The organism is Allobosea sp. UNC402CLCol (assembly GCF_000745475.1).
GTDB classification, from domain to species: Bacteria; Pseudomonadota; Alphaproteobacteria; order Rhizobiales; family Beijerinckiaceae; genus Allobosea; species Allobosea spartocytisi.
Genome location: NZ_JQJJ01000001.1, coordinates 1 through 23,610, shown reverse-complemented (window position 1 = coordinate 23,610; position 23,610 = coordinate 1). Strand labels below are relative to the sequence as shown.

At 66.5% G+C, this 23,610-nt stretch carries 20 protein-coding genes; 12 read left to right on the top strand and 8 right to left on the bottom strand.

Features of this window, described 5'->3' with window-relative positions:
* Positions 1–232 precede the first annotated feature (232 nt).
* The 8 genes from katG to GY40_RS00065 all read left to right on the top strand — a co-directional run bounded on the left by katG (position 233) and on the right by GY40_RS00065 (position 8,512).
* Entirely contained in the window at positions 233–2,410 is a 2,178-nt protein-coding gene (gene katG / locus GY40_RS00100; protein WP_038357648.1) for a catalase/peroxidase HPI, read from the top strand.
* 352 nt (positions 2,411–2,762) lie between these two features.
* Entirely contained in the window at positions 2,763–3,935 is a 1,173-nt protein-coding gene (locus GY40_RS00095; protein WP_038357646.1) for an ABC transporter substrate-binding protein, read from the top strand.
* Between the two features lie 185 nt (positions 3,936–4,120).
* Positions 4,121–5,047 (top strand): branched-chain amino acid ABC transporter permease, encoded by a 927-nt coding sequence (locus GY40_RS00090; RefSeq protein WP_038357778.1) that lies wholly within the window; start codon positions 4,121–4,123, stop codon positions 5,045–5,047.
* Complete coding sequence (locus GY40_RS00085; RefSeq protein WP_038357644.1) at positions 5,044–6,033, top strand: branched-chain amino acid ABC transporter permease; 990 nt, start codon at positions 5,044–5,046, stop codon at positions 6,031–6,033. Before GY40_RS00090 ends, GY40_RS00085 begins: the two co-directional genes overlap by 4 nt.
* Positions 6,026–6,775, top strand: coding sequence for an ABC transporter ATP-binding protein (locus GY40_RS00080; RefSeq protein WP_038357642.1), 750 nt, complete (start codon positions 6,026–6,028; stop codon positions 6,773–6,775). Before GY40_RS00085 ends, GY40_RS00080 begins: the two co-directional genes overlap by 8 nt.
* Before the next feature lie 2 nt (positions 6,776–6,777).
* A complete protein-coding gene (locus GY40_RS00075; RefSeq protein WP_038357640.1) occupies positions 6,778–7,476 on the top strand; it encodes an ABC transporter ATP-binding protein in 699 nt (232 codons plus the stop codon).
* Positions 7,477–7,536: 60 nt separating this feature from the next.
* The gene (locus GY40_RS00070) at positions 7,537–7,995 is read left to right on the top strand and encodes a cupin domain-containing protein (protein WP_038357638.1); all 459 of its coding nucleotides are present in this window, start codon (positions 7,537–7,539) and stop codon (positions 7,993–7,995) included.
* A 163-nt stretch (positions 7,996–8,158) separates the two neighbouring features.
* Positions 8,159–8,512 (top strand): PilZ domain-containing protein, encoded by a 354-nt coding sequence (locus GY40_RS00065; protein WP_038357636.1) that lies wholly within the window; start codon positions 8,159–8,161, stop codon positions 8,510–8,512.
* Here GY40_RS00065 and GY40_RS00060 read toward each other — a convergent pair whose 3' ends face one another.
* The gene (locus tag GY40_RS00060; protein ID WP_038357634.1) at positions 8,513–9,760 is read right to left on the bottom strand and encodes a flavin-dependent oxidoreductase; all 1,248 of its coding nucleotides are present in this window, start codon (positions 9,758–9,760) and stop codon (positions 8,513–8,515) included. It lies immediately after the preceding gene.
* 305 nt (positions 9,761–10,065) lie between these two features.
* On the opposite strand from GY40_RS00060, the gene ppk2 reads away from it, so the two are divergent.
* The gene (ppk2, locus tag GY40_RS00055) at positions 10,066–10,971 is read left to right on the top strand and encodes a polyphosphate kinase 2 (protein ID WP_038357632.1); all 906 of its coding nucleotides are present in this window, start codon (positions 10,066–10,068) and stop codon (positions 10,969–10,971) included.
* 181 nt (positions 10,972–11,152) lie between these two features.
* On the opposite strand, the gene GY40_RS00050 is transcribed toward ppk2, so the two are convergent.
* From GY40_RS00050 to GY40_RS00030, 5 genes are all read right to left on the bottom strand, one after another.
* Entirely contained in the window at positions 11,153–12,586 is a 1,434-nt protein-coding gene (locus GY40_RS00050) for an amidohydrolase family protein (protein ID WP_038357630.1), read from the bottom strand.
* A gap of 190 nt (positions 12,587–12,776) precedes the next feature.
* Entirely contained in the window at positions 12,777–14,366 is a 1,590-nt protein-coding gene (locus tag GY40_RS00045; RefSeq protein ID WP_038357628.1) for an ABC transporter substrate-binding protein, read from the bottom strand.
* Positions 14,367–14,400: 34 nt separating this feature from the next.
* Positions 14,401–15,312, bottom strand: coding sequence for an ABC transporter permease (locus GY40_RS00040; protein WP_038357626.1), 912 nt, complete (start codon positions 15,310–15,312; stop codon positions 14,401–14,403).
* On the bottom strand, positions 15,312–16,253 hold the full coding sequence (locus GY40_RS00035; protein ID WP_038357624.1) for an ABC transporter permease: 942 nt from the start codon (positions 16,251–16,253) through the stop codon (positions 15,312–15,314). Before GY40_RS00035 ends, GY40_RS00040 begins: the two co-directional genes overlap by 1 nt.
* A gap of 16 nt (positions 16,254–16,269) precedes the next feature.
* The gene (locus GY40_RS00030; protein WP_038357623.1) at positions 16,270–17,916 is read right to left on the bottom strand and encodes an amidohydrolase; all 1,647 of its coding nucleotides are present in this window, start codon (positions 17,914–17,916) and stop codon (positions 16,270–16,272) included.
* A gap of 322 nt (positions 17,917–18,238) precedes the next feature.
* Here GY40_RS00030 and GY40_RS00025 point away from each other — a divergent pair, with 322 nt between their 5' ends.
* Positions 18,239–18,817, top strand: coding sequence for a cupin domain-containing protein (locus GY40_RS00025; protein WP_038357621.1), 579 nt, complete (start codon positions 18,239–18,241; stop codon positions 18,815–18,817).
* A gap of 55 nt (positions 18,818–18,872) precedes the next feature.
* Here GY40_RS00025 and GY40_RS00020 read toward each other — a convergent pair whose 3' ends face one another.
* Positions 18,873–19,061, bottom strand: coding sequence for a DUF3008 family protein (locus GY40_RS00020; RefSeq protein ID WP_038357776.1), 189 nt, complete (start codon positions 19,059–19,061; stop codon positions 18,873–18,875).
* Positions 19,062–19,180: 119 nt separating this feature from the next.
* Positions 19,181–20,461, bottom strand: a complete 1,281-nt coding sequence (locus tag GY40_RS00015) for an MFS transporter (protein ID WP_081925026.1) — start codon at positions 20,459–20,461, stop codon at positions 19,181–19,183.
* A 106-nt stretch (positions 20,462–20,567) separates the two neighbouring features.
* Here GY40_RS00015 and GY40_RS00010 point away from each other — a divergent pair, with 106 nt between their 5' ends.
* Positions 20,568–21,476 (top strand): LysR substrate-binding domain-containing protein, encoded by a 909-nt coding sequence (locus GY40_RS00010; RefSeq protein WP_038357619.1) that lies wholly within the window; start codon positions 20,568–20,570, stop codon positions 21,474–21,476.
* Between the two features lie 167 nt (positions 21,477–21,643).
* On the top strand, positions 21,644–23,610 hold a 1,967-nt coding region (locus tag GY40_RS28115; protein ID WP_248311048.1), incomplete at its 3' end, for a DNA translocase FtsK.

Here is a 23,610-nt window from a genome sequence, read left to right as displayed (position 1 = left end):
TGTCACGACCGCCACGCACCGCGAAGGCCAGCGCTGTTTCGGCCCCCGGCTTCCGCCGGCCCGCTCGCGTGCCGTGCCCCGCCTTCGCTCGGCAAGCCCGTCCGGTTCGGATGCCCCGATCGCCCGACGCCCTTTCGCCCCACTGATCCTGACAGGAGGAGCCGCTCCCCAAGGGCAAGGCTCCGATCGTCATGGAACCATGCCTTCAGCCCAGCCAAGCCCGGAGAGAAACATGAACGCGAAGACTGAGGACAGCACGGGCAAATGCCCCGTCGCCCATGGCGGCGGCGCCCGGCAGAATCGCGACTGGTGGCCGAGCCAGCTGCCCGTCGACCTGCTGAACCAGCACTCGGCCAAGTCCGATCCACTGGATCAGACCTTCAGCTACCGCAAGGCGTTCGAGAAGCTCGACTATGAGGCGCTGAAGAACGACCTGCGCAAGCTGATGACCGAATCGCAGGATTGGTGGCCGGCCGATTTCGGCCATTACGGCCCGCAGTTCATCCGCATGTCCTGGCATTCCGCCGGCACCTACCGCCTCGCCGACGGTCGCGGCGGCGGCGGTCGCGGTCAGCAGCGCTTCGCCCCGCTCAACAGCTGGCCGGACAACGTCAACATCGACAAGTCGCGCCGCCTGCTCTGGCCGATCAAGCAGAAATACGGCCAGGCCATCTCCTGGGCCGACCTGATGATCCTGACCGGCAATGTCGCGCTGGAGACCATGGGCTTCCGCACCTTCGGCTTCGCCGGCGGTCGCGAGGACACCTGGGAGCCCGACAATGACGTGAACTGGGGCGCCGAGACCGCCTGGCTGACCCATCGCCCGCTCGACAAGTTCGACGCGCCGCTCAGCGCCACCGAGATGGGCCTGATCTACGTCAATCCGGAAGGTCCGGGCGCCAGTGGCGATCCGGTCTCGGCCGCGCATTTCATCCGCGAGACCTTCGCCCGAATGGCGATGAACGACGAGGAGACCGTCGCCCTCATCGGCGGCGGCCACACCTTCGGCAAGACGCATGGCGCCGCGCCGGAATCCCACAAGGGTCCTGATCCCGAAGCCGCCGAGCTGGAGGCGCAGGGTCTCGGCTGGGCCAGCAATTACGGCACCGGCCATGGCGGCGATGCGGTCGGCAGCGGCCTCGAGGTCACCTGGACGCAGACCCCGGCGCAGTGGAGCAACCACTTCTTCGAGAACCTGTTCAAATACGAATGGGTTCAGACCCGCAGCCCCGGCGGCGCCATCCAGTGGGAGGCGAAGGATGCCGAGGCGGTCATCCCCGACGCCCATGATCCGGCGAAGAAGCACAAGCCGACGATGCTGACGACCGACCTGTCGCTGCGCTTCGACCCGGTCTACGAGAAGATCTCGCGCCGGTTCCTGGAGAACCCGCAGGCCTTCGCGGAAGCCTTCGCCCGCGCCTGGTTCAAGCTGACCCATCGCGATCTCGGCCCGCGCTCGCGCTATCTCGGCCCGGAAGTGCCGAAGGAAGAGCTGATCTGGCAGGATGTGGTGCCGGCCGTCGATCATCCGCTGGTCGGCGAAGCCGATATCGCCGCCCTCAAGGAGAAGATCCGGGCCTCCGGCCTCACCGTCTCCGAGCTGGTCGGCACGGCCTGGGCCTCGGCCGCGACCTTCCGTGGCGGCGACAAGCGCGGCGGCGCCAACGGTGCGCGCGTCCGCCTCAGCCCCCAGAAAGACTGGGAGGTCAACCGCCCCGCCCAGCTCGCCAAGGTGATCGAGGTGCTCGACGGCATCCGGCGCCAGTTCAACAAGGAGGCCGACGGCGACCAGAAAATCTCGCTGGCCGACCTCATCGTGCTGGCCGGGAATGTCGGCGTCGAGCAGGCGGCGAAGGCCGCCGGCCATGACGTCAGCGTGCCGTTCACGCCGGGCCGCACCGACGCCAAGCAGGAGCAGACGGACATCCATTCCTTCGCGGTGATGGAGCCTGTCCTGGACGGCTTCCGCAACTACCAGAAGGCCGGGGCGAAGGTGCCGGCCGAGGTGGCGCTGATCGACCGGGCACAGCTGCTGACGCTGACCGCGCCGGAGCTGACGGTGCTGATCGGTGGCCTGCGCGCGATCAACATCAACGCCGATGGCGGGACGCATGGTGTGCTGACCAACCGGCCGGGCGCGCTGACGAACGACTTCTTCGTCAACCTGCTCGACATGGGCACGCAGTGGAAGGCCGCCTCCGAGGCCAAGGACGTGTTCGAGGGCACCGATCGCAAGACCGGCGCCGCGAAATGGACCGGCACCCGCGCCGACCTCGTCTTCGGCTCGAACTCGATCCTGCGTGCGCTGGCGGAGGTCTATGCCAGCACGGACGCCAGGGAGAAGTTCGTGAAGGACTTCGTGGCGGCCTGGACGAAGGTGATGAATCTCGACCGTTTCGACATCGCCTGATGCAACGACGCCCGGCCGCCATCCTGCGGGCGGGCGCTCACGCGAACCGGTCCGTCATTCGCTGAACGGACCGGCCTCTCGCAGGATCGCGCCGTCGTCCCGGGCTTGCCCCGGTACGACGGCGTTTTCCTGAAAACGCCCCGGCCTTCCAAACGCGCCCCGGGGATGCAGCCCGCCGGCAAAGATTTTGCGCGGCCGGGGATGGACGGCGGGCACCGTCTGCGCGAAATTTCAGCATGCAGCCCTTGCAGATATTTTAAGCTTGAAACATTATGCTCCGGCGCGAGCCAAAGAAGTCCGAGGGAACCCGGCCGCGCCTCCTTTTTCGCTCGTTCGTCCCGGGAGGGCATCGATGACGACTCTCAAATTCGCACTCGCGCTCGGTTGTGGCGCGCTGGCCCTCTCCATGGCCTCGGCCCAGGCGCAGGAACCGATGAAGATCGGCGTGGTCAGCGTCCTGACCGGCCCCGGCGCCGCTCTCGGCCAGCAGGTCCGCGACGGTTTCCAGCTCGCGGTCGACAAGAATGGCGGCAAGCTCGGCGGCGTGCCGGTCAAGATCACCGTGATCGACGACGAATTGAAGCCCGACGTCGCAGTCGACCGGGTGCGCAGCTTCGTCGAGAGCGAGAAGCCGACCTTCGTCGTCGGCCCGGTCTTCTCGAACATCCTCGGCGCGATCGCCAAGCCCGTGCTCGATTCCGGCGCCTTCCTGATCAGCCCGAATGCCGGCCCGTCCACCATGGCGGGCAAGGCCTGCAACAAGAACTTCTTCGTCACCTCCTACCAGAACGACCAGGTGCACGAGGTCCTCGGCAAATACGCGCAGGACCAGAACTACAAGCGGGCCTATATCATCGCGCCGAACTATCAGGCGGGTAAGGACTCGCTCGCCGGCTTCAAGCGCTACTTCAAGGGCGAGATCGTCGATGAGGTCTACGCCCCGCTGAACGCGCTCGACTTCTCGGCCGACCTCGCCAAGATCGCCTCCACCAAGCCCGACGTCGTCTTCGCCTTCCTGCCCGGGGGGCTCGGCGTCAACTTCGTCAAGCAGTGGTCGCAGGCCGGCCTGCAAGGCAAGATTCCCTTCCTCTCCGCCTTCACGGTCGATGAATCGACCCTGCCGGCGCAGCAGGATGCGGCGGTCGGGCTCTATGGCGGGATGACCTGGGCGCCCAACATGGACAACCCCCAGACGAAGGACTTCGTGAAGGCCTATGAAGCCGCCTACAAGATCGTGCCGGGCTCCTACGCCCAGCAGGCCTATGATGCGGCGATGCTGATCGATTCCGCCGTGAAGGCAGCCGGCGGCACCGGCAATGCCGACAAGCTGCGCGACGCCATCAAGAAAGCCGACTTCACCTCGCTGCGCGGCAAGTTCAAGTTCAACACCAACGGCTTCCCGATCCAGGACTTCTATCTCGTCAAGGTCGCGAAGCGCGCGGACGGCAAGTTCCAGACCGAGATCGCCGAGAAGGTGTTCACCGACTACGCCGATCCGCACGCCAAGGATTGCGGGTTGAAATAAGGCGCCTCGGCGCCACATCCGCCACCGTCATCCCGGACAAGCCGCGAAGCGGCGCCGATCCGGGATCCATCGAAGGGCAGAGTCCTGCAAGGAATGCGCTCTACGATGGATTCCGGGCCTTCGCTTCGCTACGCCCGGAATGACGGTCGAGGTTGATCGCGACGGCAGAGCGAGCCACCGATCCCATGACCACAAGCCTCCTGATCGTCCAGCTCCTCAACGGGCTCCAGTTCGGCATCCTGCTGTTCCTGGTCGCGGCCGGGCTGACGCTGGTCTTCGGCGTGATGGACTTCATCAACCTCGCCCATGGCGTCCAGTACATGCTCGGCGCCTATCTCGCCGTGACCTTCGTCGGCCTGACCGGCTCCTTCATGCTCGGACTCGCGCTGGCGCTCGCCGCCGCGCTGCTGCTGGGTCTGGTGCTGGAATTCCTCGTCTTCCGCCATCTCTACGAACGCGAGCATCTCGACCAGGTGCTGGCGACCTTCGGCCTGATCCTGCTGTTCAACCAGGCGGTGAAGATGATATGGGGCGCGGCGCCGCTTTCCGTGCCGGTGCCCGAATTCCTGTCGGGCAATGTCCGGCTGATGGACGGCATCCTCTATCCCGTCTACCGCTTCGCGCTGATCGGGGCAGGCCTGGGCGTCGGCGCGCTTCTCTGGTTCGTCGTCGAGAAGACCCGCACCGGCATGCTGCTGCGAGCCGGCGCCTCGAATGCGCCGATGGTCTCGGCGCTCGGCATCGATATCCGCAAGCTGTTCATGATCGTCTTCGCCTTCGGCACCATGCTCGCGGGCTTCGCCGGGGCGATGGCGGCGCCGATCCTCTCGGTCGAGCCCGGCATGGGCGACACGGTGCTGATCCTGGCCTTCGTCGTCATCGTCGTTGGCGGCATCGGCTCGATCCGCGGCGCCTTTGTCGGCGCGCTGATCGTCGGGCTTGTCGATACGCTCGGCCGCTCCTTCATGAACGATCTGCTGCGGCTGTTCATGGCGCCCGCCTCGGCCCGCGCAACGGGAGCCGCCCTCTCCTCCATGCTGATCTACCTCGTCATGGCGGCGGTGCTGTTCGTGCGGCCCGAGGGGCTGCTGCCGGCCAAGGGGCGCTCGTGAGCGCGGTCACGACATCCGCGGCCATCGCGCGCCCGGCGCTGCCCGCTGCCCGCCGGCTCGCGCCGCTCGTCATCCTCGGTCTGCTGGCGCTGCTGCCGCTGGCGACTGCGCTCGGCCTGCCCGCGCATTGGCTGACATTGGTGACGCGGGCGATGATCTTCGCCGTCGCGGCGCTCTCGCTCGATCTCATCCTCGGCGTCGGCGGCCTCGTCTCCTTCGGCCATGCCGCCTTCATCGGGATCGGAGCCTATGGCGCCGGCATCTTGATCACCGAGGGCCAAACCGAGCTGCTGGTCGCGCTGCCGGCCATCCTGCTCGTCTGTGCCGCCTTCGCGGCGGTGACCGGCTATGTCTCGCTGCGCACGCGCGGCGTCGCCTTCATCATGATCACGCTCGCCTTCGGGCAGATGGCCTTCTATTTCGCGCAGGCGCTCTCCGCCTATGGCGGCGATGACGGGCTGACGCTCTACGAGAAGAGCACGCTGCTGGGCCGGGAAATCTTCGCCAACCGTACCGGCTTCTACTACATCGCGCTCGGCACGCTGGCCTTCTGCTACTGGCTGGCGCGGCGGCTGGTGGCCTCGCGCTTCGGCCGCGTGCTGCGGGCCGCGCGCGAGAACGCCGTACGCGTCACCGTCACCGGCTACGATGTCGACCATGTCCGGCTCGGCGCCTATGTGATCAGCGGCATGATGGCTGGGCTGTCCGGTTTCCTGCTCGCCAACCAGACCGATTTCGTCAGCCCCGCCTTCATGTCCTGGCAGCGCTCGGGCGAATTGATCTTCATGGTCGTGCTCGGCGGCGTCGGCTCTCTCCACGGAGCCATCGTCGGGGCGCTCGCCTTCCTGATCGCCGAGGATGTGCTTTCGGCGTGGACCCAGAACTGGAAGGCGATCTTCGGGCCGCTGATCGTGCTCTTCGTGCTGTTCACCCAAGGCGGCATCGCCGGCCTCATGACCAAGCTCAGAGGGCGCCGCGATGGCTGAGCCGGCGCTCGCACTGAAGGGGCTCGCCAAATCCTTCGGCGCGCTCAAGGTCACCGACGGGGTCGACCTTTCGATCGCGCCGGGCGAGCTTCACGCTCTGATCGGCCCTAATGGCGCGGGCAAGACGACGCTGGTTCACCAGATCTCCGGGACGCTGCGGCCGGATTCCGGTGCGATCCTGTTCGGAGGCACGGACATCACCCATCTGCCGCCGCAGAAGCGGGCGCGAGCGGGACTCGCCCGCACCTTCCAGATCACCTCGACCATCGCCTCGCTCTCGGCGCTGGAGAATGTCGCGCTCGGCGTGCAGGCGCATAGCGCTCACCCGCTCTCGTTCTTCCGCGACGCGGCGCGCGACGAGGCACTCAATGCGCCCGCCTGGGAGGCGCTGGAGGCGGTCGGCCTGACCGAGCGCGCCCATGCTCCCGCCGGCAGCCTCTCGCATGGCGAGAAGCGCGCGCTGGAGATCGCGATGGCGCTGACCCTCAAGCCAAAGCTCATCCTGCTCGACGAGCCCCTCGCCGGCGTCGGCCATGAGGAGGGCGAGCGATTGATCGCGCTTTTGAAGAGCCTCAAGGGCCGCTTCGCCATGCTGCTGGTCGAGCACGATATGAGCGCCGTCTTCGCGCTCGCCGACCGCGTCACGGTGCTGGTCTATGGTGGCGTCATCGCCTCGGGCGAGCCGGCGGCCGTGCGGGCCGATCCGGCCGTGCGGCAGGCCTATCTCGGCGAGGAGGTCTAGCGATGCTCCACGTCGAAGGGCTCGATGCCGGCTATGGCGAGGCGCAGATCCTGTTCGGGGTCGATGTTTCCGTCGGCGAGGGCGAGGTGGTGACTCTGCTCGGCCGCAACGGCATGGGCAAGACCACGACGGTGCGCTCGATCATGGGGCTCTTGCCGGCCAAGGCCGGACGCATCGCCTTCGGCGGCCGCGACCTGACCGGCGCCCCGCCCTTCCGCGTCGCGCAAGCCGGCATCGGCCTCGTGCCGGAGGGCCGGCAGATCTTCCCGACGCTTTCGGTCGAGGAGAATCTGATTGCGACCGCAGCAGATCGTTCCGGCAAGAAGCGCTGGGACTTGGAGCGGATCTATGCCTTCTTCCCGCGTCTCAGGGAAAGGCGAGAGAATCGCGGCAACCAGCTCTCCGGCGGCGAGCAGCAGATGCTGGCGATCGGACGGGCGCTGATGACCAATCCCAAGCTGATCATCCTCGACGAGGCGACGGAGGGGCTCGCGCCCCTGATCCGCGAGGAGATCTGGAACTGCCTGACGGCCTTGAAGGCGGAAGGCGAATCCATTCTCGTCATCGACAAGAACGTCGATGCGCTGGTCCGGATCGCCGACCGCCATGTCGTGCTGGAGAAAGGGCGCGTCGTCTGGCGCGGCACCAGCGCCGACTTGCGCAGCGACAGCGCCGTGAAGGACCGCTTCCTGCACTTCTAGCAGCAGCGACCGCCAACCGCCGCCCGGTCCGCTGGCCGGCTTGATGAGGAGAGCAAGATCATGAAGCCGCTGACTGCCGGCGTGACGCGCGCCAATGAAGGCCTGGACGCGATTTCCTGGAACATCCTCGGCCAGACCTATGTGCCGAAGACGCTGTCGCAGGACAGCTTCTCCTGGCACGCGACCTTCCCGCCGGGCACCTTCGTGCCGCCGCATATCCACACGACGCAGGACGAGTTCATCTACATGCTGGAGGGAAGGCTCGATCTCGTGCTCGACGGGCAGGAGAGCTTCGCCACCGCCGGAGACCTGATCCGCCTGCCGCGCAATGTGCCGCATGGCCTGTTCAACAAGAGCGACGCGACGGTGAAGTGCCTGTTCTGGGTTTCGCCGACCGGCCGGCTCTACGATCTGTTCTGGGGCATCCATTCCATGGCGGAGCAGAAGCCGGCGGATGTCGTCGCGCTCTCGGCCAAGCACGAGGTCGATTTCCTGCCGCCGCCGCCCGAAGGCGCCTGAGCCGGCACATTCCCGTGAAAAGCATCGCCTCGCCGGCCGATCGCCCCCTGGCCGGCGATGGCCCGTTAAGGATAATCAATCGTTAAGCGTGAGCGCGCGGATCTGATCTGCTTAACTGCCCCCTGCAACCTTGGGTCGTTGTCTTTCGGGGAACGCAACAGCGATGGATACCGAACGTCGTCGCGCGCCGCGCCAGCGCACGCTGCTCGGCGGGATCGTGGCCTTCAACGGCCGGCGCTCGACACTCGATTGCACGATCCGGAACCTGTCCGGCAGCGGCGCGCTGATGGCCGTGCCGGATGCCGTTGCGCTGCCGCCGTCCTTCGAGCTCGAAATCCCTTCGCGGCAGCGTCAGTATTCGGCACGCACGGTCTGGCGCAGCGGAGAGCGGATCGGCATCGTCTTCACCGATCCGGCCGAGGCCGTGCCGCTCGACCTGATGCGCCGGCTCAAGGCTTGCGAGACGGCGAATGCCGGTCTGAAGACCCGCATCCGCCAGCTGACCGAGGCCGGTTGATCAACCCTTGCGGGTTGCCAGTTGCTCCGCCGAGAAGCCGGCCTTGCCGGCATAGGACTTCACGATCTGCTCGCGCCTTGCGTAGCTCAGCACACGCTCGACATCGTCGAAACCGTTCGGCGCCAGCGCCTCGACCGCGTCGATCACCCGCTCCGGCCCGCCGACCCGGTTCATTGCCACCACCTCCGCCGTCGCCGGCAGACGCTCAGCCTCATAGGCTGCCAGCGCCTGGCGCGGATGCTCGGCTTTGGCCAGCCGGTCGGCAAGGCAGCGCGCATCGAGGATCGCCTGCGAAGCGCCGTTCGAGCCGACCGGATACATCGGATGGGCGGCATCGCCGAGCAGCGTGACGCGGCCATGGGTCCAGCGCGGCAGCGGGTCGCGGTCGCACATCGGGTACTCCCAGAAGGTCGCAGTCGCCCGGATCAGGCCGAGGATGTCGAAGCCCGGCACGCTGAAACGGCGCGCGAAGGGCAGCACATCCTCGAGGCGGCCCGACTTCGACCAGGCCTCCTTCGGCGGCGGCCGCTCGGCATCGCCATTGCGGATGTTGACGACCCAGTTGGTCAATCGCGTCTGTGGTGTCGCCCCCTTGCCGATCGGGTACAGCACAAGCTTGCCGGCCATGCCGCCGGCGATGATCATGCTCTCGCCGTCGAGGAAGACCGGCCAGTCGCAGGCGCCGCGCCACATCTGCACACCCTGCCAGCGCGGCGTCCCCTGGTTCGGGAAGTAGAAAGCCCTGACCGCCGAATGGATGCCGTCGGCGCCCACCAGGATGTCGCCGCGCGCCGTCTCGCCAGCCTCGCCGAAGCGGGCATCGCTGAAATGCGCGGTGACGCCACCCTCATCCTGCAGGAAGCCAAGCAGGCGCCGGCCGGTGCGGATCGCATCCTCGCCAAGCCGCTCGGCGACCGCGTCGCGGATGAGGCGCTGAAGCCTCCCGCGATGGATCGAGAATTGCGGCACCGGCGCGCCGGCGTGCAGGCCGCGCGGCTCGCGCCAGACCGCCTGTCCGAAGCGGTTCATATAGATGAGTTCGCGCGTGCGAATCCCGGCCTCGTCGAGCGCCGGCAGCAGGCCGAGCTCGGCGAGCTCGCGGATCGCGTGCGGCAGCGTGTTGATCCCGACACCGACCTCGCGGATTTCCCCCGCCTGTTCGTAGACGGTCGCGCCGATGCCCCGTGCGTGCAGCATCAGCGCCAAGGTCAACCCGCCGATGCCGCCGCCAACGATGATAACCCGCATGCACCGTTCCCTGATGTGCCCATTGTCCTGGGTCTGATATTTTAAGTTTGAAATATCTCTTTTCGATTTGTCAATTGCCGCCGGGCGCGGCGGTTCCGATCCACAGCCGCAATCGGCATCGACCGAAATCGGACAGCGAAGACGGAACAACGCCCCGGCCCTCCGACGTTGTTTTTCATCGAACTGTCACGTCGGCCACAGATAAAGCCGATGTTGGCTGGACGATGGCTCGGACTGTGTCCCGGCGGCTGTCGGTCGAACCGCGCGCCGTCTTCTTTCAACCCGTCACGCATAGAGTTGACAGCATGTCTCCCGACAATCTGGACCGCATCAAGGACGAGATTCTCGACAGCTTCGACGAGGAGCTGGAATTGCAGCTCGAAGATGACCGCCTCGACGAGCTCGTTGCGGAAGGGCTGGAAGGCGCGGGCGGCGATACCCTCGACCGCAAGGTCTATTTCCGTGAGCTCTTCCGCCTGCAGCACGAACTCGTGCGCCTGCAGGACTGGATCCAGTACAAGAAGCTCAAGGTCGTCGTGCTGTTCGAAGGGCGCGACTCCGCCGGTAAGGGCGGCGCGATCAAGCGCGTGACGCAGCGTCTCAACCCGCGCATCTGCCGCGTCGTCGCCCTGCCCGCTCCGACCGAGCGCGAGCGCAACCAGTGGTATTTCCAGCGCTATGTTCCGCATCTGCCGAGCGCCGGCGAAATGGTGCTGTTCGACCGCTCCTGGTACAACCGCGCCGGCGTCGAGCGGGTGATGGGCTTCTGCACCCCCGAGGAGCTGGAGGAGTTCTTCCGCTCGGTTCCGGATTTCGAGCACATGCTCGTGCGCTCCGGCATCATCCTGATCAAGTACTGGTTCTCGATCACCGACGAGGAGCAGGAATTCCGCTTCCGCATGCGCATCGAGGATCCGCTGAAGCAGTGGAAGCTCTCGCCGATGGATCTGGAGAGCCGCGTCCACTGGGAGGACTACACCCGCGCCAAGGAAGAGATGCTGGAGCGGACCCATACGGAGCATGCGCCGTGGTCGGTCGTGCAGGCGGTAGACAAGAAGCGCGCCCGCCTCAACATGATCTCGCATCTGCTCGGCCAGATTCCCTATGAGAACGTGCCGAAGCCGGAGATCGTGCTGCCCGCGCGCGTGCGCAATCCGGATTATCTGCGTCATCCGGTACCGCCGGAAATGTATGTGCCCGAGGTTTTTTGAGGAAGCGCGCCGGCTGCGCACCGACTAGCCCAGTACGCGAACCGTCATGGCGAGGAGCAAAGCGACGAAGCAATCCAGGGCAGCCAGGTGAAACCTCTCACCCAGTCCTGCTGGATTGCTTCGCTCCGCTCGCAATGACGGGCGTGTAAGCTCGCGACGCCTCTACTCGCTGAGAGCCGCCTCAGCCCTTCGGGAAGGTCAGCGGCGAATAGTCGGTGACGGGGCGCTTGGCCCAATCATATTCCGGCGCGGCGGCCTCGGTGCGCTTCTGCGCCTCGTGCAGGCGGCGGGCGGCATCGGGATAGTCCATCGTCAGCACCATGCCGTCGGCCACGACCAGCCGACCATCGACATAGACGCGATCCACGGCACGCTCAGCGGCCGCATAGACCATGCTGCGCACGGGGTCGCGGCGCGGCTGCATCATCGGATGGGCGAGATCGACCATCACGAGGTCCGCCTTGCAGCCGGCTTCCAACCGCCCGATGTCGTCGCGGCCGAGCGCGGCGGCGCCGGCCGTGGTCGCAGCCTCGAAGATATCGGTTGTGGTGAGCGTGCGCGGGCTCTCCGCCATCAGCCGGGCGACATAGCCGGCATGGCGCATCTCCTCGAGCATGTTGTGCGGATAGGTGTCGGTGCCGAGCCCGATGCGGACGCCGGCCCGGCGGTAGCGCCCGAAATCGTCGAGCGCGATGCCGCGGCGCATGAAGACCGTGGGGCAATGGGCGACGGTCGTGCCGGTCTCGGCGAGCAGTGCGAGATCGCGCCGGCTGTGCCAGGCGACGCGCGGATAGTCGTCGAGGAAGATGGCGTGGCCGACGATGCTGGTCTCGCCGAGCACGCCGAGCTTCTCCAGCCACTGGATCGGCGAGACGCCGTGGCGGCGGGTGATCTCGTGGAACTCCACCGTCGATTGCGCGGCATGGATCTGCCAGCGCAGCCCGCGGCGCCCGGCTTCGGCATGGCTTTCCTTGATCAGCCCCTCGCTGCAGGTGTCGATCTGGGCGGGGCAGACCATGCCAAAGAGCCGGCCGGAGGGGTGGTTCTGCGCCTGCTCGATCACGTCGAGGGCCTGGGCCATGGCCGCCTGCCCGGCCTTCTCGTCCCATTCGTATTCGACGACATGGCCGTTCCTGGTGAACCAGCGGGCCGAGCGGAACATCGGCGAGAGGCAGACGCGCAGGCCGCTATTGGCCGCGAGGTCGAGCCAGCCGGGATGGGCGACCGACAGGTCCGCGACCGTGGTGACGCCCGACAGCAGCAATTCCGAATAGGCGACCTCGACGCAGGCCGGCACCGCCTCGGCATCCGGCCGCAGGATCGGCATGAACTCGTAGAGCGAGGAGTTGTAGAGGGCGGGCGAGCCGAGCTCGTCGAGGAAGCCCTTGTTGAGCGGCTCGCTCGACGGATGCGAATGGATGTTGACGAGGCCCGGCATGACCATACGCCCGCGCCCATCGACCGTCTCGTCGGCCTGCCCCTCATAGCGCTTGCCGACGAAGCTGATCGCGCCATCCGCGAAGGCGACGTCGGCATCGTGCAGATAGACGTGGCGGGACGCTTCCGCATCCCAGGCGACAACGATGTCGGCGTTCTTGATGACCGTGATCGTCATGGTGTTCTCCTCCGCTCCCAAAGGCATGGCGAAGGCTGATTTTACGGGACGGCGCCGTCATTCCGGACAAGCCGCGACAGCGGCGCCGATCCGGAATCCATCGTCGAGCGCAGCGCCCTTCGATGGATTCCGGGTCAAGCCCGGAATGACGGCTCGTTTCCGCGGAGAATCAGCCTGCGCTCGAAAAAACTCAGCGCTTCAGCTTGATGTCGAGGCCCTTGTAGAGCCCGGCACCGTAGATGCCGTGGGCGCGCACGCCCTCGACGCGATCACCCGCCACGACCCAGAGCGGCTGCGAGGCCAGCGGCACCCAGACATTGGCGTCGGTGAGCTGCATCTGGACGGCGCCGATCGCCTCCTTGCGCTTGGCCGGATCGACGGCGGTCGCGGCTGCCTTGAGCAGCTCGTCCGTCTTCGGGTCCTTCCAGTTCATGCGGTTCGGCGTCGGCACCTGCCGGCTGGCGAAGTAGAGGTTCAGCGCCTCCGTCGCCGTGACATAGGGGTAGGACATGTAGAAGGCGTCAAACTCCTGCGTCGCCAGCTTGCCCCAGGCGACGGTGGCGTCCCAGAGCTGGATCTTGAGGTCGATGCCGATCTTGCGCAGATCGGCCTGCATCGCCTCGGAGATGCGCGGGTTCACGTCGTTGCGGATGCCGTAGACGATGAAGGTGGCCTTCTGGCCGTCCTTCTCGCGGATGCCATCGGCGCCCGGCTTCCAGCCGGCTTCGTCGAGAAGCTTCGCCGCCGCCGCCGGATCGTGCTTCGGCATCTTCGCGGCCGTGTCCTTGTCGTAGTCAAGCACGGCCGGATTCAGCAGCGATGGCAGCGCGGTGCCCTTGCCGAAGAAGATCGCCTTGGCGATGGCCTGCTTGTCGGTGGCCATGTTGACGGCCTCGCGGATCGCCTTGTCCTTCGAGACGGGCTTGTCGACCTTGAAGCCCATGAAGACGTCGTAGATGTAGTTTTCCTGGCGTTGCACGGTCATGCCGGGGATGCGCTGCATCGTGTCGAGCGCGATATAGGGCATGTAGTAGGTCACGTCGGCCTGCTTGGCCTGGATCGCGGCCATCAGCGTATTCGGCTCGGGAATGACCTTCCAGACGATGTCCTCGATCTGTGGCTTCGGGTCCTTGTAGATCGACGGACCCCAATTGTAATAGGGGTTCTTCTTCAGCACGATTTCCTGGCGCGGCGTCCACTTCACCCAGCAATAGGGGCCGGTGGCGTTGAAGCCCTGCACGCCGAAATTCGCCCCGAGCTTCTCGACCGCGTTCTTGTCGACGACCGAGGCGAAGGACAGCGCCATCTGGAAGAGCAGGTCGCTATAGGGCTCCTTGAGCTCATAGATCAGCGTGGAATCGCCCTCGGCACGGATGTCCTGAACCGGGCCGCCGCGGAAGGAGACCGGCGACTTGTTGGCCGGATCGACCCAGCGCTTCAGCGAATAGACCACGTCGTCGATGGTCATCGGCCGGCCGTCGCAGAACTTGACGTCCTTGCGGATCTTAAAGGTGTAGGTCTTGCCGTCCGGCGACACCGTCCAGCTCTCGGCGAGGCCGGGCTTGATCGTCTTCATGTCGAAATCGACCGTCACCAGCGTGTCGGCCATCATGTAGATGACCTCGGCCGCCGCCGTCGCCGTGGTGCGGATCGGGTCGTAATTGTCGGCGTCGATCACGCGCAGGATCGAGAGCGGCGCCTTCTGCTGGGCGATGGCGGGCGCGGCGGCCAGAATCGCGCCGGCGGCGCCGGCGAGAAACAGAGCGGAAAACTTGATCATCGAGCAGGTCCCCTTTTTTTGATGGTGTCGGATTCTATTTGCGCAGCTTCGGGTCGAGGGCGTCGCGCAGCGCATCGCCGAGCACGTTGAAGGCGAGCACGACCACGAAGATCGCCAGGCTCGGCAGCACCGAGACATGCGGCGCGAAGAACAGGAAGTTGCGCCCGTCGGCGGCCATTGCGCCGAGCTCCGCCGTCGGCGGCTGGGCGCCGAGCCCGAGGAAGGAGAGCGCCGCGCCGAGCAGGATCACCTGCCCGAAGCGCAGCGTGACGAAGACGAAGATCGCCGAGAGGCAGTTGGGCAGCACGTAGCGCAGGATGATGTGCAGATCCCGCAAGCCGAGCGAGCGCGCGGCCTCGATATAGCCCTGCTGCAGCACGACCAGCGCCGAGCCGCGCACGACGCGCGCCATCAGCGGCACCGTGGCGATGGCGAGCGCGATGATGACCGAGGGCAGGCCCGGCCCGAAGATCGCGGCGATGGCGAGGCCGAACAGGATGGCCGGGAAGGACAGGAGCACATCCATCAGCCGCATCAGCACGCCGGAAATCTTCGGGTAATAGGCGGCCGCAAAGCCGATGACGCCGCCAATGGAGCCGCCGATGATGACGGAGGCGAGCCCCATCACCAGCGTCGTCCTGAGGCCGAAGAGCAAACGCGTGATCATGTCGCGCCCCTGCCCGTCGGTCCCGAGGAGGCCGAGCTCGCCCGGGGCCTTCAGCGTGTTGGCGAGATCATTGCCATAGGGATCGGTGGGGGCGAGCCAGGGCGCGAAGACGGCACCGAGGATCGACAGCACGACCAGAGCCAGCGCGATGCAGGCTCCGACATCCGACAGCAGCATCCTGAGCACCGTCTTCCGGCGGACGGGCGCGGCGGCGGCTACGCCGATGGCGGCTTCCACCGCCTTGGTGCCCGGCTGGAGCGGACTGGTCGAGGAACTCATCAGGCGCCCCTCACACGCGGGTCGAGCACGGCATAGAGGACGTCCACGGCAAGATTGACCAGGATGAAGCCGAGCGAGAGCACGATGATCGTGCCCTGCGCCATCGGCAAATCGCTCGACAGGATGGCGCCGACCGCGAGCCGGCCGATGCCGGGCCAGGAAAACACCGTCTCGGTGACGACCGCGCCGCCGAGGAGGAAGCCGATCTGCAGGCCGATCAGCGTGACCACCGGCACCAGCGCGTTACGCAGCGTGTGACGCAGCAGGACCGTGCGCTCGCCGAGCCCCTTGGCGCGGGCGGTGCGGACATGGTCGGCGCCGAGCTCATCGAGCACAGAGGTTCGCGTCATCCGCGCGACCGGGCCGACGAAGACGCCGCCGAGCGTGATGGCCGGCAGGATGATCCCCTGCAACCCTTCCCAGGTCCAGAGCGGGCCGGTGCGGCCGGTGAAGGGCAGGATCGGATATTTGAAGCCGAAGAGCCAGATCAGCCCCAGTCCAAGGAAGAAGACCGGCAGCGAGACGCCGGCGACCGAGACCGCCATGATGGCGCGGTCGAGCAGGGAACCGCGGAAATAGGCGCCGACCGTGCCGAGCAGCATCCCGAGCGGGATCGCCCAGACGAGCGAGGCGAACATCAGCTCCAGCGTCGGGCCGATGGTGTTGCCGAGTTCCTGTGAAACCGGGACATTGTTGATGATCGAGACGCCGAGATCGCCCTGCGCGAGACGGCCGATATAGATCGCAAACTGCTTCCAGAGCGGCTGATTGAGGCCGAGCTCCTGACGGATGGCCTCGACCACGTCCTGCGTCGCGGTCGGCCCGGCGCGCACCTGGGCGGGATCGGTCGGCACGACCTGCATCAGCAGGAAGCCAACGAGCAGCACACCGAGCAGGACGGGCAGAACCAGCAGAAGCCGTTGCAGCGTATGGCGCAGCATGAAGACCTATCCCGCCCTATTGCGCGGCGGCGGCGAGCTGACCGTGACGATCGAAGACGACCTCACCGCCCAGCAGGGTCAGATCGCAGCGCACCTCGTTCTCGAGCGCTTCCACCGGGATCGAGAAGATGTCCTGGGAGAGCACGGCGATATCGGCGAACTGGCCCGCAACGAGCCGGCCCATCCGATCCTCGGCAAACTGAGTGTAGGCGCCGAGCGCGGTATAGGCGTGCACGGCCTCCTCCATCGTCAAGCGCTCGGCCCCGCCGATCACGGTGCCGCGCTTGGTCTGGCGCGTCACCATGCTGAAGAGGTTCTTGAACGGATCGGTGGCGCAGACCGGCGCATCGGAACTCGCGGCGGCGTGCAGGCCGGCATCCAGCCATTTGCGCATCGGATAGGAGGCGTCTGCCCGTTCCTGGCCGAGATTGGTGACGTAGAGATCGCCGAACTCGTAGATGAAGATCGGCTGCGGCAAGGGGTCGATGCCGGCAGCGGCCATGCGGGCGAGCTGGCCGTCGGTCAGGAAGCCGCAATGCTCGATGCGGTGGCGGCGGCCCTTGATCGGATGCTCGGGACTGTCGGCCTTCTCCATGCCCGACAGCACCTGCTCGATCGCCGCATCGCCGATCGCGTGGATCGCGAGCTGGTAGCCGAGCTCGTGATAATGCCGGAGATAGCGGTGCATGTCGGCATCGGAATAGATGAAGATTCCGCGATTATCGGGATCGCCGACAAGGTAGGGCTCGCTCATCGCGGCGGTCAGCCCGCCGGCGCTGCCGTCGCCGAAGACCTTCATCGCGCCGTAGCGCAGCAGCCCGACCTCGCGGCCGAAACGGTAGCCGGCACGATGGGCCTCGTCGCCGATGCCGTCGGCATTGCCGTAGATGCAGACCCATGTACGGACCGGTAGCGTCCCAGTGCGGGCGACCTCCTCATAGGCCGCGATCTCGGCCATGCCGGCAGTCATGCCGACACCGGCATCCATCACGCTGGTGAAGCCCTGCGACAGCATATAATGCCCGGCCTTCTCGATCGCGGCCTTGAGTTCGGCGACGCTCGGCTGCGGCATCGCCTCGACGATCAGGCGCATCGCGCTTTCGGCCAGCAAACCGGTGAGCTTGTTGTCGCGTCGCTCGATCAAGCCGCCGGCCGGGCTCGGCGTGTTGTGGCCGATGCCGGCCGCGGCCATGGCCCGGCTGTTGACGACGCCGACATGGCCGCAGGTGCGCTTGATGTAGACGGGGTTGTCGGGCGCGATGCGATCGAGTTCCTCGGCGGTCGGATGACGCAGCTCTGCGAACTCATTGTGATCATAGCCGCGGCCCAGCACCCATTCGCCCGGCTTCTTGCCCCTGGCGGCCACCGCGATGCGGCGCAGCGCCTCGTCAATGCTATTGACCCCTTCCTCGGGCCGCAGATTGACCTCGCTCATGCCGAGGCCGAGCGGCAGCAGATGCATATGCGCGTCGTTGAGGCCGGGGATGGCGACCCGCCCGGCAAGGTCGACGACCTTCGTGCCTGGGCCTTGCAGCGCGGCAATCTCGGTGGCAGACCCCGCCGCCAGAACCTTTCCATCCGCGATTGCCAGCGCCTCGGCGAAGCCGTCCGCCAGGCCGCAAAAGATGCGGCCGTTCAATAATACGGTATCGGCCTTAGTCATGATGCGCGCTCACCCTGCTTTCAACCCGGTTTCCCGCAGGGCACAGAACGGGACGATAGCATTCGAAAAACAACAACCGATACGCGAAGAGAGTATTCGCCTCCGCGCGGCCCTATTGGACAAAATTGGGCATCCTGATCTAAACGGTCGCTTCGATCGAAAAAACTATTCCGCTACGCCTGTTCCCCGCGACATGATTTTCTTGTTGGCTTTCCGTCAGCATTGCTCAGAATATTGAGCAACGCAAGAGGCGCCGGGCAGACGCCCACTGCATGGCGCGCGGGTTTAACGAATACGGGCGGCATGGGGAGGAAAGGCAGAAATGAGCTTCGATGTCGGGGGCAGACTGCGCGAAATCCGACTGGCTGCCGGGCTTTCCCAGCGGGAACTGGCCGGCCGCTCCGGCGTGACGCATAGCCTGATCTCGCTGATCGAGCAGAATCGGAACAGCCCGTCGGTCGCATCGCTGCGGAAGATCCTCGACGGCATCCCGATGAGCATGGTCAATTTTTTCGACGAAGCGCGCACGCCGCGCGACAAGGTCTTCTTCGAGGCCGACGACCTCATCGACCTGACCTCGCGCCTGCATCAGGTCAATGGCGGGGAGAGCCGGGGCAGGATGTCGTTCCGCCAGGTCGGAGACGCCAAGGCCCACAATCTCCAGATCCTGCACGAATATTACGAGCCCGGCGCCGATACCGGCGTCGCCATGCTCAAGCACAACTCGCATGAGGGCGGCGTCATCCTCTCGGGCGAACTCGAGATCACCGTCGGCGACCAGATCAAGGTGCTGAGCCCGGGCGAAGCCTACCTCTTCGACAGCCGCGTCCCCCATCGCTTCCGCAATATCGGCACGGAACGCTGCGTCGTGGTCAGCGCCTGCACGCCGCCCTATCTGTAGGCGCCCCGGCGCCGGCCGACGCCGTGCCGGTACGCGGCCGACGCCTCGGCCACCGTCAGTGCTTGGAGACGTGCTCGGGCTTGCCCTTGCGCTTGGTGGAAGCCATCTTCTCCAGCTCGCTCTCGCTCATCGATTTCTCCATCGACTTCGAGGCGCCCTGGAGCTTGCTCTTCCTCATGTCGCCGCGCTTGGCCGCAAGCGCGGCTCCGGCGGCCTTCTGCTGGGCAGCGGATTTGGCCGGCATCTCGTCCTCCTCCATCGGGAACAGCGGATGAACCCGCTGATCCGGCCAGGAGTTCCGCGAAGGACTCGCTTCGAGCCGCTCTCCAGAGGGCAAGACTTGGTCGACGCAGCCTCGCAAACTCAGGCGCGAGCGCCCGTTCCCGCCGGCCCGGGCCGCATCGTCAGCCAGGCGGCGCAGACAAAGCCCACGAGAAGGAGCGCGCTGATCAACCCGACCACGCCGCCCCAGCCCGCCTGCGCCCAGAAGACACCGCCGAGCGTGCCGACCGCACTCGAACCGAGATAGTAGGCGAAGAGATAGAGCGAGGAGGCCTGGGCCCTGGCGTGCTGAGCCTTCGCGCCGACCCAGCCCGATGCGGTGGCGTGCGCCCCGAAGAAGCCGCCGGTCAGCACGGCCATGCCGAGCACGATCACCGGGAGGGAGGAAGACAACGTGGCCAGCACGCCGAGCAGCATCAGGCCGAGCGACAGGCACAACATCGGTCCCCGGCCGAGCCGCCCCGCCAGATCGCCGATCCAGGCCGAAGACAGGATGCCGACGAGATAGACCGCGAAGATGAAGCTGACGGCCACCTGGCTCAGCGAGAAGGGCGGCTGCATCAGCCGGTAGCCGGTGTAGTTGTAGACGCAGACGAAGCTGCCGAGCAGGAGGAAGCCTTCCAGGAACAGAAGGCGCAGGCGCCCGTCGCGCAGATGCACCGCGAAGGAGCCGGCGAGTGCCCTGACGGAGGGCGCAACGCGCCGGAAATGCCGCGAGGCCGGCAAGGTGCGCCAGAGCACGAGCCCGCAGACGACGCCGACGAGGCCGACGGCGAAAAGCCCGATGCGCCAGGACGAAAAATCCGCGATGACGCCGGTGATGGCGCGGCCGCCAAGCCCGCCGAGGCCGCTGCCGCCGATATAGAGCCCCATGGCGAGGCCGGCCGACTCGGCATGCATCTCCTCGCTGACATAGGCCATGGCCACCGCCGGCAAGCCGCTGAAGGTGATGCCCGCCAGCGCGCGCAGCAGCACGAGGTCGTGCCAGTTGCGCGCGAAGGCGCTCAGCATCATCAGCACGGCCGAGGCCAGGAGCGAGGCCACCATCACGGGCTTGCGCCCGACGATCTCCGAGAGCGAGCTCGCGACCAGCATCGCAAAAGCGAGCGTGCCGGTGGTCGCCGACAGCGCCAGGCTGCTCTGGGCCGGGGTGATGCCGAATTCCTGCGAGAACACCGGCATCAGCGGCTGCACGCAATAGACCAGGGCGAAGGTGGAGAAGCCGGCGGAGAACAAGGCAAGGTTGGTCAGGCGGAAACCGCGTGTGCCCCGGCGAATCCGGCTGTCGGCCTCGGGCTCCGCGATGTCGAGCGCGACAGGCGTCTCGATGCGCAGCGACTGAGGGGAGGTCATTTCGGTCATGATTGTCAGTTCCGCAGCGCAGGTCACGCTGCGCGCGTTGGTTGAGATGGAAGTTGGGCCCGATATTGTCCAATATCGATTTGGTTCCGATCGATAGGTTTTGCGAATGGATCTCCGCCATCTCCGCTATTTCGCCGTGCTCGCGGAAGAGCTGCATTTCGGCCGTGCCGCGCAGCGTCTCGGCATCTCGCAGCCACCGCTGAGCCAGCAGATTCACGCGCTCGAACGGGAGCTCGACGCCGAGCTCTTCGCCCGCACCAGCCGCCGGGTCGAGCTCACCGCGGCCGGCCGGATCTTCCTGCCCGAGGCGCGCGCCGTGCTGGCGCGGGCGGAACTGGCATTGACCATCGGCCGCCGGGCCGGGCGCGGCGAGATCGGGGAATTGCGCATCGGCTTCACTGCGTCCGCGCCGCTCGCGACGATCATGCCGACGCTGATCCACAGCTTCCGCGAGCAGCGGCCGGACGTGCATCTGACGCTGCGGGAAATGAACAGCCATGTGCAGATGCAGGAGCTTCTGGACGGCGGGCTCGACCTCGCCTTCCTGCGCATGCCGGACGATCCGGCGCTCGCCGATCCGCGGCTTGCGACGCTGGAGATGCAGCGCGAGGAACTCCTGCTCTTCCTGCCACGCAGCCACCGCCTCGGCCGTTCCCCTGCCCGGCAGCGCGTCGCGCTTGCCGAGCTCGAGCGCGATGCCTTCGTGCATTTCTCGCGGGAAGCGGCGACCAGCACCTACGACCAGTTCATCGAGCTGTGCCGCCAGGCCGGCTTCCGGCCGCGTATCGTGCAGGAGGCACGGGAGCCGGCCACCATCATCGGCCTCGTCGCGGCCGGCGTCGGGCTGACGGTGATGGCCTCCTCCTTCGCCAATATCCGCTTCGACAATGTCGTGACGCGGCGGCTGACGGAGCCGGCGCCCTCGCTCGCCACCTGGCTCGCGCATCGCCCCGACCAAGCCTCTCCCGCCATCGAGGCGTTCCTCGCGCTCGGCGCGGCGACGCGGCCGGCGTGAAATCCGTTTGGAAAGCCGAGCCCTCATCCCGAGGAGGCCCGCGCGAATGTCCAGGCAGGTTTGCTGCCGATTTATCCGGCCTCGCCCTGCACCCGTTTATGCGCCGTTAACCCTGCCCGGTTAGGCCAGAAGACCGAGTTGGCCAGTAGTAGTGTTCGCTGTCTCCGATGTATAAACGCGACCGTCATCAGCGAACCAACAGCTTCGCACCCGGCGATTATCAGGCTGATCCTGCAGACGAATCCCTGCGAAGTTCAGGCGCGCCTCACACGCCCGGCGTCGCGACGAATCGCGGCCCCGCCGCCGAGCCGTCCGCACCGGTCTATGTCCGCTCGACGCGCAAGGCGCGGCAGGCGCCGACGGAGCAGGCGACCGAGAGGCAGAGCCCTCCGCTGATGTTCAGCGGCGGCCACCCCCACGCCGTGACCCTGGCCGATTCGACGCGTGTCCGCTTCTGGCGCACGCCCAAGCATCTGATGCGAGAGATCTGGGGCACGCCCGACAGCGAGACCTATCTGCAGGCCGCAGCGCCGGTCGAGACAATGCCCGAGCCCGATCTCGCATCGATCGAGGATATCGCGCCCGAAATCTGGCCCGAGGATGATGCCCCGGAACGCGGCGAGGCCGCCTTCGCGAACGCGCGCCAGTCGACGGAGATCCCGGCGGAGCCGCGCTCGACGCCCTTCGCCTTCCTCTCGGACCACGCCTTCTGGGATCTCGTGCCCGAGATCGGCCGCGACGAGAGCGAGGTGACCGCTCCCGTTCCCAGGACCATGGAGACGATGGCGTGGGAAGACGATTCCATCGCCGATGAACCGTGGGAGGCGGAGGAACCGATCTTGCCGGTGGTCGAAGCCGCTGCACCGGTTCAAGCGATGGCCAATCCGGGCGTCCGCTCGCTCTGGTCGGGCTATTCGGTGAATCTGCGCATCTCGATGGCGCCTCAACCGGCCGTGCTGCCATTCTCGCCACCGGTCGTCGCGAAAGCGCCCGAGGCGCCTGCGAAAGCCGCGACCGACCCCATGACGACCGAAGCCGTCGAAGCCCCCGTTCGGCCCGTCGCCCCGGCCGCTCGGGTGCGGAAGGCGCCCGCCCGCCAAGCGGAGCAGCCGATCGGCTTCCAGCTTCCGCCGATCGAATTCCTGGCCGAGCCCCCGCAGACGCCGGAAGAAACCATGCCGGTCGAGGTGCTGCAGCAGAATGCCGGCCTCCTCGAAGGCGTGCTCGAAGACTTCAACGTCAGGGGCGAGATCGTCCAGGCCTGCCCCGGCCCTGTGGTGACGCTTTACGAGCTTGAGCCTGCGCCTGGCACGAAGTCGTCGCGGGTGATTTCGCTGGCGGACGACATCGCGCGTTCGATGAGCGCGGTCTCGGCGCGCGTCGCGGTGGTGCAGGGCAAGAACGCCATCGGCATCGAGCTGCCCAACGCCAAGCGCGAGACCGTCTTCCTGCGCGAGCTCCTCGCCAGCCAGGATTTCGAGGCGACCAAGCACAAGCTGGCGCTCTGCCTCGGCAAGACCATCGGCGGCGAGCCGGTGATCGCCGATCTCGCCCGCATGCCGCATCTGCTCGTCGCCGGCACCACCGGCTCGGGCAAGTCCGTCGCGATCAACACCATGATCCTGTCGATCCTCTACCGGCTGAAGCCGGAGGAGTGCCGGCTGATCATGGTCGATCCCAAGATGCTCGAGCTCTCCGTCTATGACGGCATCCCGCATCTGCTCACCCCCGTCGTCACCGACCCCAAGAAGGCGGTCGTCGCCCTCAAATGGGCGGTGCGCGAGATGGAGGAGCGCTACAAGAAGATGTCGAAGCTCTCGGTGCGCAACATCGACGGCTTCAATGCCCGGGTCGGCGAGGCCAAGGCGGCCGGCGAGGTCATCACCCGGACCGTCCAGACCGGCTTCGACAAGCACAGTGGCGAGGCGATCTATGAGGAGGAGGTCATGGACCTCGAGCCTCTGCCCTATATCGTCGTCATCGTCGACGAGATGGCCGACCTGATGATGGTCGCCGGCAAGGAGATCGAGGGCACGATCCAGCGCCTCGCCCAGATGGCGCGTGCCGCCGGCATCCATGTCGTGCTCGCCACCCAGCGCCCCTCGGTCGACGTCATCACCGGCACGATCAAGGC